Below are 14,685 nucleotides of genomic sequence, written 5' to 3' on the forward strand. Positions count from 1 at the left end.
AAGTTTGTTTAAATTTCAAAAACTTCGCTTCAGAATACTTCTAAGGTAAATTAATTTTAATACGGATTCAACTGTTATGGCAGAAATCAAATGTGTAGGCATTCTCACCTCCGGAGGTGACGCCCCAGGTATGAACGCCGCAATCCGCGCCGTAACCCGCTCGGCCATCTACGGAGGTCTCAAGGTCAAAGGTATATACCGTGGCTACCGCGGACTCATCACCGATGAGATCCAGGAGTTCCACACTCAGAACGTCTCAAATATCATCCAGGCAGGCGGCACCATTCTCAAAACCGCCCGCTGCAAGGAATTCACCACCCCGGAAGGCCGTCAGCTGGCCTACGACAACCTCAAGCGCCACGAAATCGACGCTCTCGTAGTGATCGGCGGTGACGGATCGCTCACCGGCGCCAGAATTTTCGCCAACGAATTCAACTTCCCCATCATCGGCCTCCCCGGAACCATCGACAACGATCTCTACGGCACAGACTCGACAATCGGTTATGACACAGCCCTGAACACCATCATGGAGTGTGTCGACAAGATCCGAGACACGGCCACAAGCCACGAACGCCTCTTCTTCATCGAAGTAATGGGCCGCGACGCCGGCTTCCTCGCCCTAAACGGCGCGATAGCCTCCGGAGCCGAAGCCGCCATCATTCCGGAAATATCCACTGAGGTCGACCAGCTTGCCGAACTCATACAGAACGGCTTCCGCAAGAGCAAAAACTCCTCGATAGTCCTCGTGGCCGAAAGCCCGGTGACAGGCGGAGCGATGGGCCTGGCCGAACGTGTGAAAAACGAATATCCGGGCTATGACGTGCGAGTCTCCATCCTCGGCCACCTCCAGCGCGGCGGATCGCCAACCGCCTGTGACCGCATCCTTGCATCGCGCATGGGCGCTGCCGCCATCGACGCTCTTCTTGAAGAACAGCGCAATGTCATGATCGGCATCCGCAACGACGAGATTGTCTATGTGCCTTTCTCCAAGGCCATCAAAAACGACAAGCCCATCAATCGCGAACTTCTCGACACTCTGCGCCGTCTCTCCATCTGATTTTCAGAGATTATTCCACACCGCATCAGCGCCCGACCCCCACACAGATGATCCAGGTCAACGACATATGCAAAAGTTTCGATAAACTGCAGGTGCTCAAAAGCGTCTCGCTGTCGATTGCCGACGGCGAGATGCTGACCATAGTGGGGCCGAGCGGAGCCGGAAAGACAACCCTGCTGCAGATAATCGGCAGTCTCGAACGCCCGGACAGCGGATCGGTCATTTTTGACGGAGAAGACATAACCCGCCTCAAAGACTCGCGTCTGGCCGCCTTCCGCAACCGCAACATGGGCTTCGTGTTCCAGTTCCATCAGCTTCTTCCTGAATTCACACTTGAAGAAAACGTCGCGCTCCCGGCACTCATAGGCGGCACAGCCCGTGGCGAGGCCATAGCCCATGCCCGCAAGCTGCTGAATGACTTCGGACTGGGCTCACGCCTGGACCACCGTCCGGCCCAGCTTTCAGGCGGCGAACGCCAGCGCGCCGCAGTGGCCCGCGCGCTCATCAACGACCCTAAAGTAATTCTTGCCGACGAACCTACCGGCAGTCTCGACAGCCATAACCGTGCCGAACTCTACCGGCTTTTCTTTGACCTGAGGCAGGCCACCGGCAAAACATTCATCATAGTCACCCATGATGACACTCTGGCTCTGAGCTCAGACCGTGTCATCAGAATGAACGACGGAAACATCATTGAGGACAGTGCCCGATAACAACAGACCCATATACAGCCTTCTCGCCTTAGCGCTCATTATGCTTGCGCTAACTTGCTCATGCTCTGACGAAACAGGATTCAAAGGCCCGGTAGAGATGCAGCTGTGGGATCTCGTCACCTATGAAGGCTGTACCGATGGAGGCGATGGCAGCCGCTTCACTTTCAGGCAGGTGGATGACAGTCCGCTGATCACGCTCATCTCCCCCACTCTGCTCCCCGCAGAAACCACGGCCGGAACCCGCATGATCATCCGCTATATTCCCGAAAGCGGCGAAGCCTACACGTCAGGCAACATCACGCTGCTCAGCGCCGCCCGCATCAACCAAAGCCCGGTGGCCACTGAGTGGAAAGAGGAGTTTGACAATTGGAACCGCGACAAAGTGTATCTCTACAGCGTATGGCGCACCGGCAACTATCTTAATTTCCACGTGCGGCTCACCTATGATCCTGAACCGCGACTATTTCAGCTCGCGGCTGATCCCGCCACCATCGGCACCGAATATCCAGACATCTATCTGGTCCACATAATGGCCTCGCCCACAGACTATCATGACCGTGCTTATTTCGCGTCTTTCGACATTGCCGGAGTCTGGAACTCGCCTCAGACCAAAGGAATCAGACTGCATGTGGCCAACACCAACCTCGACCAACAGGAATTTACATTTGTTAAAGATATTTAACTCTGCGGCTTATGATAATTCTTTATTATAAGCCGTTTTAATTCATTTGCGCAACATTTTCGCAGGTGTGCAATAGGTTAAAGTTTAATTAAAATGGATCCTATAAAAAGAATTATATGTAAATTTGTGTTGAATAAGTATGTCAACGATGAGGGTCCATTCTATACCGCACCTCACCGCCCAACTAACCGCTAAAACATCATGGCTAAAGTTATAGGAGCTGTAGAAATCAACCGCGAACGCTGCAAGGGATGCGACCTCTGTGTTGTGGCATGTCCATGTCAGGTGCTCTCGCTGCAGCAGAATGAAGTCAACGACAAAGGCTATCATTTCGCAGCCGACGTCGCACCGGAAAAATGTATAGGCTGCGCGGCCTGTGCCACCGTCTGTCCTGACGGCTGCATAACCGTCTACCGCGTGGTAGAGAAATAAGAGGTTGTTTAAAACTCACCCCATCCATTCAAAACAAAACAAAAAAACGGCACTGAAAAAAATAGTGCTCCGCAATATGGAAGATGAAGTCAGACTAATGAAAGGCAATGAGGCAGTGGCCCATGCAGCCATCCGCTACGGAGTGGACGGCTATTTCGGCTACCCTATCACCCCTCAGAGCGAAATACTTGAGACTCTCGAAGAGCTGATGCCCTGGGAAACCACCGGCATGGTGGTGCTTCAGGCTGAAAGCGAAGTAGCCGCCATCAATATGGTCTACGGAGGCGCCGCCACAGGCAAGGCCTGCATGACCTCCTCGTCGAGCCCCGGTGTCAGCCTCAAGCAGGAAGGCATTTCCTACATAGCCGCCGGCGAACTTCCGGCCCTCATCATCAACTGTATGCGCGGAGGCCCCGGCCTCGGCACAATCCAGCCCTCGCAGGCCGACTATTTCCAGGCCACAAAAGGAGGCGGCCACGGCGACTACCATCTGATAGTCCTCGCCCCGGCTTCAGTGCAGGAGATGGCTGATTTCGTAGCTCTCGGTTTCGACCTGGCTTTCAAATACAGAAATCCCGTCATGATGCTTGCCGACGGAGTAGTCGGTCAGATGATGGAGAAAGTAGTTCTTCCCCCGCAACGCCCGCGCCGCACCGATGAAGAGATAGCCTGCCAGTGTCCCTGGGCCGTGACAGGCCGAAGCGGAATGCGCAAGCCCAACGTCATGACCACCCTCGAACTCGATCCGGTGGCTATGGAGAAAAACAATCTCCGCCTGCAGGACACCTACCGCAGAATAGCACAAAATGAGGTCCGCTTCGAGGAACACGACACTGAAGACTGCGACTATCTGATAGTGGCATTCGGCTCTGTGGCCCGCATCTGCCAGAAAGCTATGGAAGACGCCCGCGCCGAAGGACTGAAAGTCGGAATCCTCCGCCCAATCACTCTCTGGCCTTTCCCCTACGACGAGGTGAAACGCCTCAGCAAAAAAGTAAAATCAATCCTTGTGGTCGAACTCAACGCCGGACAGATGATCGAAGACGTGCGTCTGAGCCTCGAAGACCGTGTCCCGGTCCACCATTTCGGCCGCATGGGCGGCATAGTCATGGACCCCTCCGAAGTTCTTGGGGCCCTTAAGAACATCATTGAAAAGTAAGAGACAGTCATGACTCCCGAAGAAATCAAACAAAGCGCCAACATAGTCGAGACCAAGCCCCGTCTGCTCAACGACAACACCATGCACTACTGCCCCGGATGCTCCCACGGAGTTGTCCACAAGCTCATCGCAGAGGTGATTGAAGAGATGGGTGCCGAAGAGATAGCCATAGGCGTTGCCCCCGTCGGCTGTGCCGTAATGGCCTACAACTATATTGATGTGGACTGGATAGAAGCGGCCCACGGACGCGCACCGGCAATCGCCACCGCCGCCAAACGCCTGAATCCGTCCAGACTGGTGTTCACCTATCAGGGCGACGGCGACCTCGCGGCCATCGGCACAGCCGAGACAATCCACGCAGCAAACCGTGGCGAGAACATAGCCATAATTTTTATCAACAACGGCATCTACGGCATGACCGGAGGCCAGATGGCACCCACCACCCTCGAAGGTCAGGTGACATCGACTACCCCCTACGGCCGTCGTGTAGAACTCAACGGCTATCCGCTGAAAATCTCCGAGATTCTCGCCATGCTTGACGGGACATGCTACGTCACCCGCCAGAGCGTCCACTCGGCTGCCGCTGTGCGCAAGGCCAAGAAAGCCATCCGCAAAGCTTTCGAGAACACCATGTCAGGCTTCGGGACATCAGTGGTTGAAATCGTATCCACCTGCAGTTCCGGATGGAAAATGTCGCCCGTCAAATCCAATCAATGGATGGAGGAACACATGTTTGCCAAATACCCCGTAGGCGATCTCAAAGACAGCACTGTCAAACCATAAGAGAGCGTTAAAGAAACGAAATAACAGACGAGATGAAAGAAGAAATAATCATAGCAGGTTTTGGCGGACAAGGAGTCCTGTCAATGGGCAAAATCCTCGCCTATGCAGGGCTGATGGACAATCTTGAGGTCACATGGATGCCAGCCTACGGACCTGAGCAGCGCGGAGGCACAGCCAATGTGACTGTAATTCTTTCCGATCAGCCGATCAGCAGCCCTGTGCTCAACACCTATGACACAGCCGTTATTCTCAACCAGCAGAGCCTCGACAAGTTCGAGTCGAAAGTAAAACCCGGCGGCACTCTGATCTATGATCCCTACAGCATACACCATGCGCCTACCCGCACAGACATCAACATCTATCCGGTCGAAGCTATGGAAGCGACATTCGAGCTTTCATCAAGCAAGGCCTACAACATGGTGCTGCTCGGCTCGCTCCTGAAAGTGCGCGGACTGCTTCCGGTAGAAGCCGTCATGAAAGGCCTCAAGAAGACTCTGCCCGAACGACACCACCACCTGCTCCCCATCAACAAGCAGGCCATACTCAAGGGCATGGAACTTGTCTGAGAGTAGAGAGATTCGTCTTCGCTCTTTCCCTCTGCCTGACAACTCAGCTCCTTCAGACCGAAAAAACATTATAAGAGAAAAAAGTCAACCTCCACATGCCGCGGATCACGGCTGTGGAGGTTGACTTTTTGGGTGATTCTTTAACGGAAAGGTCCGCTTGCTTATCTTCTTCTGCGGCTTCTTTTCTTGGCCGTTGCTTTCTTGGCCGGAATTTTCAGGCTCTGTCCGGCGCGGATGTTAGTACTTTTTCCAAGTCCGTTGGCCGACTGAATGGCTGCGACTGTAGTTCCGTGTTTGCGGGCAATTTTCTCCAGTGTGTCACCGTTGCGCACCTTATATCTGGTGGCCTTCGGAGTCGCGGCGGCTTTGGGTGCAGGCTTTGAAGCCGCAGCTTTTGAAGCAGATGCAGATTTGGCGGGAGCGGCATTCTTTGCAGCAGAAGCCGACGTGGCGGCCGGTGCTGCGGCATTGGACGAAGCGGCAGATTCCCGCAGGGTCTCGGCACTGACCTGAGCCACTTCAGGGGCGGCTACAACCTTGACGCTTTCCGGGGACACACGCTCGAACACTTCGATCTTGAGCTTATCGCCCTCCTTGACTTTGCCACGGCGCAACTGATTCCAGCGCTTGATGTCTGTAGCCGAGACGCCATACTGACGCGCGATGTCACGGATGCTTTCTCCGCGTGTCACCACATGGGTCTTCACCACCATCTTTTCCGACATCTGGGTCTGGGCAATCTCATTGTTGGTTTGGGCATTGGCTGTCTGGCGGCTTGCCTGGGCAAGATTGGCCACACCGTTGTCTCCGGCCACGATCTCCGGCTCGGAATTCTCGCCCGGCTCCACATAGCTGCGACGCGCATAGCGGTCTGCGTCATAGTCGACGATTCGCTTCTCGCTCATAACGTAGCTCAGACACTGCTGAGTGGGGAGCGTCAGAAGATAGGGGCGATAGTCTCCGGGGATGATATCCTTGCGATACTGCGGGTTTAGCATACGGATCTCGTCGACCGGTATATTAAGCACTGCAGCAATCTGGTTGAAATGAATATATTTGTTTACCTGGACGGTGTCAGTGGTCAGATGACGCTTGATGACAGTCGGAGAGATGCCATGCTTGTTGTAGTAATTCATCACATAGTTGGCGGCGATGAAGGCAGGCACATATCCACGGGTTTCGGCAGGAAGATAGCTGTAGATCTCCCAATAGTCTTTCTTGCCTTCGCCTCCGGCACGGCGCAGAGCCTTGTTGACGTTACCCGGACCGCAGTTGTAGGCCGCTATGGCAAGCGACCAGTCATTGTAGATCTCATAAAGCTGTTTAAGATAACGGGCGGCGTTACGAGAAGACAGACGGGCATCGCGGCGCTCGTCGATCAGCGAGTTGACTTCCATTCCGAGCCCTTTGGCCGTTGCGGGCATGAACTGCCACAGGCCTGCTGCTCCTGCGCGCGAAACGGCGTTGGGGTTAATGGCCGATTCAATTACCGGAAGATACTGCAGTTCGGTAGGCATACCCTCTTTCAGCAGTTCTTCCACGAAAATCGGACCGTAGTAACTGTGGAGGGCAAGCATATCAGCCACCAGCGAGCGGCGCTTGGTGAGATACATATTGATATAGTTCCCTACAATCGAGTTGTAGGGCAGCTCGATCTCGGTCGGGAGTCTCTTGAGCCTCTCCTCATATTCAGCGGGAGTGGCGGTCTGCGACGCTCCGAGGTCAATGCCCGGAACCACATAATTCTTCAGATAAAAATTCTCCTCAAGCAGACGGGTCTGCGTCTCGAAGCTTTCAGGAGCTATTATATTGTCATCGGTAATCGAGTTCTTTATCTCAAGTATGGATTGAGCGCCCATGACACTCATGGCGTTGAGTCCGACGGCAAATACTGCGACAAGGATTGACTTATTCATTATTTTTCTTTACAGATATATCTATGGGAGAGTTTTGGACTATTTTACATAAATGATCGACCGGCTGACAGCGTCAGAAATTGACCGCCCAGCAGACTCCGAGACCGGGCAGACCGTTCTTGCGAGTCTCGGTGGGGAGCAGTGCCGGAGCGATATCGACACTGAGGTCCGGACTGATGTCGAAATGGGCAAGCTGCGCATCGACATAGGCATCGACCATCGCAACAAGATATACGCCTATCATGCAGATGACACAGAGGTCACGCTGACGGCGATACATGTTCTTGCGCTGGCGCAGTATATTGGTCAGCCATTCTTTATTTAGATCAGACTCCTGCACGGTCGGCGCGAAGAAGTCCATGTAGCTCTTGGTCGAGGGGTCATTGTCCATGATATCGGAATAGGCGCGGGTGTAGTCGCGCAGCATTGTATTGTTCCAGTTCATGGCATAGCCAAGCCCCATGAATCCGCCTACTACTATGGGGAGTTTCCAGTAACGGCGGTTGTAAAGCTGCCCAAGGCCAGGAAACAGGGCTGACATCCAGACGGCTTTGGTGGGGTCAGGGACAAAGGTAAATTTCTTTTCCTCCGGAGCGCGGGCTATCGAGTCGGTCACCGCTATCAGCGGTGAGGCAACAACCGGGACAGAGTCAAGCGGAACTATGCTGACGGAATCACCTTGGGCCGAAAGGCTGTCAAGAACCACCATGACCGGAGGTGTCTGCGGATTCCCTACCGGAAAACTGTCAGGCAGATTTGAGATCGGTGATGTATGACGCCGCTCCGGCCTTACAGGCTTCCGCGAGGGAGCCGTGACAACCGGAGCTACCGAGTCGGCATCAGCCACACAGCTTTCGGACGGCATATTTTCAGAAAAAATGTTAAACGGGCATGTCAGCACGATCAACATCATGCCGACAGCAACCCTCCATATGGTTCCAGCTGTTCGTTGTTCTTTTTCCGCTTCGAATTGCATTTTGGATTTATCGTCCTGAGTTCCAGGCAAATATCAAGGTCTACCCGGTAATTTCCAGGCAATAGCTTCTGACGGCTACTGCTTTGCAGTGTCAAAGATAGCAATTAATCTTTCAAGTTCAGCCTCATCGCGGAAAGAAAATGAGATTTTTCCTTTGCCGGAAGCGTCGCAGGTGAGCTTTACAGGGGTGCTGAAGCGCTGCGAGAGGTGGTCTTTTAAAATATCATAATCATTGTTAGAAAATCTTCTGTTGTCATTCTCAGGCTTCTTGCCTTCGAGAGCCGCCTGCTGATATTTCTTTGCAAGTTCCTCCACACGGCGCACCGAAAGGCCCTGTTTTACGATCTCATTGTAGAGACGCAACTGAAATTTCGGATCATCGATGCTAAGCAGAGCGCGGGCATGACCCATGTCAATCCGGCGGTCGCGCAGACCGAGCTGCACTTCAGCCGGGAGGCGGAGCAGACGCAGGAAGTTGGCTATCGTGGTACGCTTCTTGCCTATGCGCTCGCTCAGACGCTCCTGGGTGAGATTATACTGATCGATCAGCTTTTTAAATGTAAGGGCTATTTCTATGGCGTTGAGATCTTCGCGCTGTATATTCTCTATGAGCGCCATTTCGGTCAGCTCTGTGTCATTCGCAGTGCGTATATAGGCAGGGACGGTAGTCAGTCCGGCCATCATCGCCGCGCGGTAACGTCGCTCACCGGCAATGATCTGATAAGTGTCAGGTCCGGTTTTGCGCAGCGACAGGGGCTGTATGATGCCAAGTTCGCGGATGGAGCGCGAGAGTTCCTCAAGGGCCTCTTCGTCGAAAAGGCGTCGCGGCTGATCGGGATTGGGAGAGATGCGTGAGATCTCTATGTCATTTATGGCCGAGGTGCCGCGGGCGGGCGCATCATCCATTGCGATGAGCGAGTCGAGACCGCGGCCGAGGGCAGGGCGTTTGGGCTGCATAGAATTCTGTGATTATTTAGAGGTTGTTTTTTGCTATCAGTTCGCGGGCAAGGGCCACGTGAGAGGTAGCTCCGCGTGAAATCGGATCGTAGAGCAAAGCCGGCAGACCGTGGCTCGGCGCCTCGCTCAGACGGATGTTGCGTGGAATCACCGTATCAAAGACCATAGGGCCGAAGTGGCCTTTCAGTTCTTCATAGATCTGATTGGCCAGGCGCAGACGTGCGTCATACATGGTCAGCAGAAAGCCTTCGATCTCGATCTGCGGATTGAGTTTCGATTTGATGATACGGATGGTGTTGAGAAGCTTGGTGATTCCCTCCAGTGCGAAATATTCAGCCTGCACGGGAATGATCACGGAGTCTGCCGCGGTCAGTGCGTTGACCGTTATAAGTCCGAGCGACGGAGAGCAGTCGATCAGTATGTAGTCATACTTGTCCTTGACGGGAGCGACTGCCTTTTTCAGTACATTTTCACGCGCAGGCTTGTTGATAAGCTCAATTTCAGCGCCTGCCAGGTCGATGCGCGACCCGACAAGATCAAGCCCCTCGCAGCAGGTGGCCACTTGGGATCCCTCCACCGGATAGTCATCGACCAGACATTCGTAGATCGAAGAGGTCATAGTCTTAGGGTCTATCCCGTAGCCCGATGTTGCGTTGGCCTGCGGATCGGCGTCAATTATCAGTGTCTTCTTACCCTCAGCCGCAAGTGACGCGGCCAGATTGATGGTAGTGGTGGTTTTTCCGACGCCGCCTTTCTGATTGGCGATTGCTATTATTTTACCCATAAGGCGTTTATTGGTTTTTCTGATGCAAAGTAACAAAAATTCCTCTGTCCGTTAGACCTTTCTACTATCAAATCGTGTTAAAATGTTGAAAACTGCCTCTGATTGTTAATAACCTCCCCCCTAAACCATAGGCATGGCTCATTCGTTTATCTGATAAGTAACTCTGAGAAATTAATTTATACTATTATATGAGCTACTTATGCACACATTCTATCGGTTAATTTCGAAGAGTTGCTTAAACACAATCACGCAAACTATTTATATATTATGAAACGACTGTTTACTCTGGTCATAGCTCTGACCGCCGCGGCTTTCGGGATGTGGGCCGACAGCCAGACCGAGCTCAACCGACAGCTGAAGGCTTACAACTCACAGATGGCCGCACACCAGTATCTGCCCGCCGCACGCTCGGCAGCTGCCGCGGCTGCGATATGCGCCGATGCCAAGAACTACGACGGCGCTTTCCGTCTTCTCGCCAACAACGACAAGACTCTTGCCGAACGCCATATCTCGCCCGACTCTCTGCCTGCGGTTTTCTACACGACCGAACGCGCCCGCTTCCTCATCTACCGCAATCTCTCAAACAACTCCGACGCAGGCCGCTCGCTCGCCAAAATGGCCGGCTATGCAAAAAAAGCAGGAAACAAGGAACTCACAAGCGACATGCTCTTCAACGAAGCCCAGTATTACTATGCCATCAACCAGACAGCCAAAGGCGACCTCTGCATAGCCCGCCTGATCAAGCAGTATGACCAGGCCAATGACTACAAAGCCGCCGACAAGGCCTATCAGGACCTCATCGAAAGAGCCGTAAGCGCCAACGATGCCCGCCTCGTGGAACACACCTATGAAAACTACATGCGCTGGTCAGACTCGATCGAGGCCATAACAGCCCATACCGAACTCGGCAAGGTTAAGCAGGAGTATGCCGAAAGCCAGGAGACTATCGCAGAGAAAGACCACACCATAAAGGCCCGCACGGGCTGGGTGGTAACCTTCATCACTCTCTTCGTCATCGCTCTTGCCGCCCTCGGTGTCGGTGCCATGTTCTACTGGCGCGTGGTGGCGAAAAACAGACGCATGAAAAAATCCGTTGACACCGCCAACGCCGAAAGCGCCGCCAAGAGCGCCATACTCCACAACATGTCCTCGCAGATGGAGCCTACTCTCGAACAGCTTGACCAGACAGACCCGGCTGTGCGCAACCTCCGCGGCTATGTCAGACGTGTCGGCGAACTCTCCGATGTGGAAAGTGCCGGACAGCTTGACGAGGAAGCCCTCGAAGAAGTGAATCTCCAGACATTCTGCGATGCCATTGCTGATAAAATCCGCCCGATGCTCAATCCGCGCGTGGTGCTGCATCTCGACGGCTGCAAAGGCTATGCCCGCATCGATGCTCCCGAAGTCGACAAAATCCTCACCCATCTTCTCGGAAATGCTGCAAAACACACAGCCGAGGGCGGTAAGATCACACTCGCCTACCGCAAACGCGGAGCAAAAAGCCACCAGTTCATCGTGACCGACACCAGCCCAGGCATCCCCGAAAACGAGCGCGAAAATCTGTTCAAGCCCTTCGCCACACCAACCGATCTCAGCAAAGGCGCCCGCCTGGGCCTCCCCATCTGCGCCCTCCGCGCCGAAAAGATTAACGGCTCTCTGACCCTCGATCCCTCAGTCACCACCGGAGCCTCATTCATACTTACCCTCCACAGCTGACGCACCATCCATACACACAACCATGAACCGGTCAAAGTCTGGTTCTACAACAACACAATCCTCCCCTGGTCATAAAACCTCTTACTCCGAAACGGTCTCTCGGCATCTTGCCGCGGACCGTTTTTTTAACAAAGCCGGGGCAAAATCTGTGAGGTTACGAAAATTCTCATTATCTTTGCAGCGATAATGCCTGTGTTGGCTCATACCGTCTTTGAGATTGATGCCCCGGCTCTTTGTATAACTTATCTAAATCGTCTTGGACACTGACCCTTTACCTGCCACTGAACAGGTGGCAAACACTCTTCTTGACATTACCAACACTCCGTTGCTTGACGTTGCGCCATTTTCCACCGACAGCATTGTGGCGCTCCTGTGTGCTTTGGCAGCGCTTCTGATCTCCGCATTTGTTTCCGGAAGCGAAATTTCATTTTTCTCGCTGACACCCGTGCAGTGCGACGAACTGGAAGAAAGTTCGTCGGGCGAACGTGTGTTAAGACTGCTCCGGATGCCCGAACGCCTCCTGGCCACAATCCTCATCATCAACAATCTGGTCAACGTGACCATCGTTGTGCTCTGTAACTTCGCCCTCGGCCCGATCTTCTCGACACTCAGCCCTGTGTGGAGTTTCATCCTGCAGACCGTACTTCTTACCTTCCTGATACTCCTCTTCGGAGAAATCCTGCCGAAACTCTATGCCAACTCCAACAATCTGGCATGGGCCAAAACGGCTGCCCCGATGCTTGAAGCCGGGCTCAGTCTGTTCTATCCGCTCTCGTCAGTCCTCGTCAAGAGCAGTGGCATTGTAAAGAAAGTGGTGACCAAAAAGACCACCTCTGTCACCGCCGATGACCTCTCGCAGGCTCTGGAGATAGCCCATGTAAGCGATGACGAAAACAAAGACATGCTCGAAGGCATTCTGAAATTCGGCGACACAACAGCCTCTGAAGTCATGACCCCGCGCGTCGACATCACAGGCATCGAAACCTCCGACTCCTTCGCCCAGGTGATGAAAATAGTGATCGAAAGCGGATTCGCCCGCCTGCCGGTCTATGAAAACACTATGGACAACATAAAAGGAGTGCTCTATTCGCGCGACCTTCTGCCCTACGTAGGGCAGACCGGAGAAAACTTCGAATGGCAGAAACTGATGCGCGAACCCTACTATGTGCCTGAATCGCGCATGATCGACGACCTCCTCGAAGATTTCCGTTCGCGGAGAGTCCATCTGGCCATCGTGGTCGACGAATTCGGCGGCACCCAAGGCATCGTGACCCTTGAAGACGTGCTTGAAGAGATAGTGGGCGATATCGACGACGAATATGACGTTGAAGAAAAAACCTACCGCCGCCTACCTGACGACACCTATATCTTCGAAGGCAAAACCTTGCTCAACGACTTCTTCCGCGTAACCGATCTCGATGAAGAAGCCTATGCACCCGTCATCGAAGACTGCGAGACACTCGCCGGAATGCTCCTGGCCATCAAGGGAGACTTCCCGAAAGAAAAAGAATCAATTGTCTACGGCCGCTGCCGCTTCCTGGTGCTCTCCATCCATCAGCACCGCATTGTCAACGTACGCGTCAAAGTAATGCCCGAAGACCAGCTTGATTCAATGACCTCTCCAACTCCCGCCCTGTAAAACCGATGAAAAAAGCCTTAGGCCATATTTCATGCCTTATAATAAGCATCACGGCGGCTATAGCCGCAGATTCATGCTCCGGGGCCGGAAATGACAGCGCCGTTCCCAAACCGGAGGGATGGCCCCGCATCGAACTGCCAGGCCGAAACCACAGCATCCACACCGCAGGTCCGGCCACACTGATGTTCAATTCAGACGCCGACGTCAGCATGCAGCAGAAAGCCGACGCCTCATGGTGGATCACCGTGACCTACCCGCAGTTCAGCAATGCAACCCTCTACCTGACCCTTTCTCCCGTCAGCCGCCGGGAGACATCAGCAATCATGGACAACCGCCGTGAACGCATGGAACTCAACTCCGGAGGCGCCACAACTGTCATCACCGAACTCACATCAGCCGGCAACTGGCACTGCGAACTGGCCGAAACCCGCACCTCGCTCACCACCCCCGTGCAGCTTCTTGCCACAGATTCCGCCTCCGTGCTCTCCGGCGCCTTCTACCTTGATCTGCCCGCAGGCTCCTCACCCGACTCAATAGCCCCAATAGTAAGAACCGTCAGAGATGACATGCTTTATCTCCTCAAAAACCTCTGACCATGACCGAACTGACCGCCGGCTGCTGCCGCCTTTACCTCTGCCCCGTCCCGGACACCGCAGGCTCAAGACGCGACTGCGAGAAAGCCGCCGTCGAATCGCTTATAGCCCAAGCCCTTGGCGAGGGGATGGAATTAACCCACAGTCCGGAGGGAGCTCCGTCCGTGAGCGGACATCCCGAACTGCGCATCTCGATATCTCATTCCGCCAGCCACTGCCTGCTCGCCGTAGGCAATAGCCCGCATATTAATATAGGTGTAGATATTGAGTCTCCACGCCCGCAGCTGCTTCGTGTGGCCCAACGCTTTCTCACCCCTGCCGAAGAAGACTCTGCAAACCTCTGCTGTGACGAGCCGTCGAGACTCGGCATACTCCTGAAATACTGGACAGCCAAAGAAGCCGCCTACAAAGCCGCGCTCACCCCCGGACTCGCCCTCCAGGAAATCCACATAGCTCCTGATTTCACATCCGCGCAAGCCCGCGGAAGCAAATTTTCACTCTTCTGGCACTCCCTGCCCGCCGGCGAGACCATCGCACTGGCCTGCCTTGAACCCTGAATCTGCCTATCTGTAAGGCAATTCCCGATCAAAAGCCACCCGATTTAGAGTTTAAACAGACTCTAACGCAAAAATCAGTCCTCCGGCGAGGGCATTTAAAAGAATTTTTGTATATTTGCAGACTGAAAATTGGCACTTTACCGATTTTCTCCATG

At 53.8% G+C, this 14,685-nt stretch carries 15 protein-coding genes; 11 read left to right on the plus strand and 4 right to left on the minus strand.

Features of this window, described 5'->3' with window-relative positions; all coding sequences use genetic code 11:
• Nucleotides 1–76 precede the first annotated feature (76 nt).
• The 7 genes from pfkA (at nucleotide 77) to C5O23_RS03945 (ending at nucleotide 5,392) form a co-directional block, all read left to right on the plus strand.
• Complete coding sequence (pfkA, locus tag C5O23_RS03915; RefSeq protein WP_107031661.1) at nucleotides 77–1,057, plus strand: 6-phosphofructokinase; 981 nt, start codon at nucleotides 77–79, stop codon at nucleotides 1,055–1,057.
• A 47-nt stretch (nucleotides 1,058–1,104) separates the two neighbouring features.
• The gene (locus C5O23_RS03920; protein ID WP_107031662.1) at nucleotides 1,105–1,770 is read left to right on the plus strand and encodes an ABC transporter ATP-binding protein; all 666 of its coding nucleotides are present in this window, start codon (nucleotides 1,105–1,107) and stop codon (nucleotides 1,768–1,770) included.
• 40 nt (nucleotides 1,771–1,810) lie between these two features.
• Nucleotides 1,811–2,452: a hypothetical protein gene (locus C5O23_RS03925; RefSeq protein ID WP_133166502.1), complete on the plus strand. Its 642-nt coding sequence runs from the start codon at nucleotides 1,811–1,813 to the stop codon at nucleotides 2,450–2,452.
• 201 nt (nucleotides 2,453–2,653) lie between these two features.
• Nucleotides 2,654–2,884: a 4Fe-4S binding protein gene (locus C5O23_RS03930; protein ID WP_107031664.1), complete on the plus strand. Its 231-nt coding sequence runs from the start codon at nucleotides 2,654–2,656 to the stop codon at nucleotides 2,882–2,884.
• 76 nt (nucleotides 2,885–2,960) lie between these two features.
• Complete coding sequence (locus tag C5O23_RS03935) at nucleotides 2,961–4,043, plus strand: 3-methyl-2-oxobutanoate dehydrogenase subunit VorB (protein WP_107031665.1); 1,083 nt, start codon at nucleotides 2,961–2,963, stop codon at nucleotides 4,041–4,043.
• A 9-nt stretch (nucleotides 4,044–4,052) separates the two neighbouring features.
• Nucleotides 4,053–4,826, plus strand: a complete 774-nt coding sequence (locus tag C5O23_RS03940; protein WP_107031666.1) for a thiamine pyrophosphate-dependent enzyme — start codon at nucleotides 4,053–4,055, stop codon at nucleotides 4,824–4,826.
• A gap of 32 nt (nucleotides 4,827–4,858) precedes the next feature.
• Nucleotides 4,859–5,392, plus strand: coding sequence for a 2-oxoacid:acceptor oxidoreductase family protein (locus C5O23_RS03945; protein WP_107031667.1), 534 nt, complete (start codon nucleotides 4,859–4,861; stop codon nucleotides 5,390–5,392).
• Nucleotides 5,393–5,553: 161 nt separating this feature from the next.
• Here C5O23_RS03945 and C5O23_RS03950 read toward each other — a convergent pair whose 3' ends face one another.
• The 4 genes from C5O23_RS03950 to C5O23_RS03965 form a co-directional block, all read right to left on the minus strand.
• Entirely contained in the window at nucleotides 5,554–7,308 is a 1,755-nt protein-coding gene (locus tag C5O23_RS03950) for a LysM peptidoglycan-binding domain-containing protein (protein ID WP_107031668.1), read from the minus strand.
• Nucleotides 7,309–7,381: 73 nt separating this feature from the next.
• The gene (locus C5O23_RS03955; protein ID WP_161553549.1) at nucleotides 7,382–8,284 is read right to left on the minus strand and encodes a DUF5683 domain-containing protein; all 903 of its coding nucleotides are present in this window, start codon (nucleotides 8,282–8,284) and stop codon (nucleotides 7,382–7,384) included.
• Between the two features lie 75 nt (nucleotides 8,285–8,359).
• Nucleotides 8,360–9,241: a ParB/RepB/Spo0J family partition protein gene (locus C5O23_RS03960; protein ID WP_107031670.1), complete on the minus strand. Its 882-nt coding sequence runs from the start codon at nucleotides 9,239–9,241 to the stop codon at nucleotides 8,360–8,362.
• A 16-nt stretch (nucleotides 9,242–9,257) separates the two neighbouring features.
• Nucleotides 9,258–10,025, minus strand: a complete 768-nt coding sequence (locus C5O23_RS03965) for a ParA family protein (RefSeq protein ID WP_107031671.1) — start codon at nucleotides 10,023–10,025, stop codon at nucleotides 9,258–9,260.
• Nucleotides 10,026–10,292: 267 nt separating this feature from the next.
• On the opposite strand from C5O23_RS03965, the gene C5O23_RS03970 reads away from it, so the two are divergent.
• From C5O23_RS03970 to C5O23_RS03985, 4 genes are all read left to right on the plus strand, one after another.
• Nucleotides 10,293–11,741 carry a sensor histidine kinase gene (locus C5O23_RS03970; protein WP_107031672.1) on the plus strand — a complete coding sequence of 483 codons (1,449 nt, stop codon included), beginning with the start codon at nucleotides 10,293–10,295 and terminating at the stop codon, nucleotides 11,739–11,741.
• Nucleotides 11,742–12,030: 289 nt separating this feature from the next.
• Complete coding sequence (gene gldE, locus C5O23_RS03975; protein WP_107031673.1) at nucleotides 12,031–13,380, plus strand: gliding motility-associated protein GldE; 1,350 nt, start codon at nucleotides 12,031–12,033, stop codon at nucleotides 13,378–13,380.
• Between the two features lie 5 nt (nucleotides 13,381–13,385).
• Entirely contained in the window at nucleotides 13,386–13,973 is a 588-nt protein-coding gene (locus C5O23_RS03980) for a hypothetical protein (protein ID WP_107031674.1), read from the plus strand.
• 2 nt (nucleotides 13,974–13,975) lie between these two features.
• Complete coding sequence (locus tag C5O23_RS03985; protein ID WP_107031675.1) at nucleotides 13,976–14,530, plus strand: 4'-phosphopantetheinyl transferase family protein; 555 nt, start codon at nucleotides 13,976–13,978, stop codon at nucleotides 14,528–14,530.
• The last annotated feature ends 155 nt before the right edge of the window (nucleotides 14,531–14,685 follow it).

The organism is Duncaniella muris (assembly GCF_003024805.1).
Classification (GTDB): domain Bacteria; phylum Bacteroidota; class Bacteroidia; order Bacteroidales; family Muribaculaceae; genus Duncaniella; species Duncaniella muris.

What these genes read in the sequence shown, in the direction of transcription:
- pfkA (WP_107031661.1), top strand. Translation starts at nt 77, where the DNA reads ATGGCAGAAATCAAATGTGTAGGCATTCTCACCTCCGGAGGTGACGCC.
- C5O23_RS03920 (WP_107031662.1), top strand. Translation starts at nt 1,105, where the DNA reads ATGATCCAGGTCAACGACATATGCAAAAGTTTCGATAAACTGCAGGTG.
- C5O23_RS03925 (WP_133166502.1), top strand. Translation starts at nt 1,811, where the DNA reads ATGCTTGCGCTAACTTGCTCATGCTCTGACGAAACAGGATTCAAAGGC.
- C5O23_RS03930 (WP_107031664.1), top strand. Translation starts at nt 2,654, where the DNA reads ATGGCTAAAGTTATAGGAGCTGTAGAAATCAACCGCGAACGCTGCAAG.
- C5O23_RS03935 (WP_107031665.1), top strand. Translation starts at nt 2,961, where the DNA reads ATGGAAGATGAAGTCAGACTAATGAAAGGCAATGAGGCAGTGGCCCAT.
- C5O23_RS03940 (WP_107031666.1), top strand. Translation starts at nt 4,053, where the DNA reads ATGACTCCCGAAGAAATCAAACAAAGCGCCAACATAGTCGAGACCAAG.
- C5O23_RS03945 (WP_107031667.1), top strand. Translation starts at nt 4,859, where the DNA reads ATGAAAGAAGAAATAATCATAGCAGGTTTTGGCGGACAAGGAGTCCTG.
- C5O23_RS03950 (WP_107031668.1), bottom strand. Translation starts at nt 7,308, where the DNA reads ATGAATAAGTCAATCCTTGTCGCAGTATTTGCCGTCGGACTCAACGCC.
- C5O23_RS03955 (WP_161553549.1), bottom strand. Translation starts at nt 8,284, where the DNA reads ATGCAATTCGAAGCGGAAAAAGAACAACGAACAGCTGGAACCATATGG.
- C5O23_RS03960 (WP_107031670.1), bottom strand. Translation starts at nt 9,241, where the DNA reads ATGCAGCCCAAACGCCCTGCCCTCGGCCGCGGTCTCGACTCGCTCATC.
- C5O23_RS03965 (WP_107031671.1), bottom strand. Translation starts at nt 10,025, where the DNA reads ATGGGTAAAATAATAGCAATCGCCAATCAGAAAGGCGGCGTCGGAAAA.
- C5O23_RS03970 (WP_107031672.1), top strand. Translation starts at nt 10,293, where the DNA reads ATGAAACGACTGTTTACTCTGGTCATAGCTCTGACCGCCGCGGCTTTC.
- C5O23_RS03980 (WP_107031674.1), top strand. Translation starts at nt 13,386, where the DNA reads ATGAAAAAAGCCTTAGGCCATATTTCATGCCTTATAATAAGCATCACG.
- C5O23_RS03985 (WP_107031675.1), top strand. Translation starts at nt 13,976, where the DNA reads ATGACCGAACTGACCGCCGGCTGCTGCCGCCTTTACCTCTGCCCCGTC.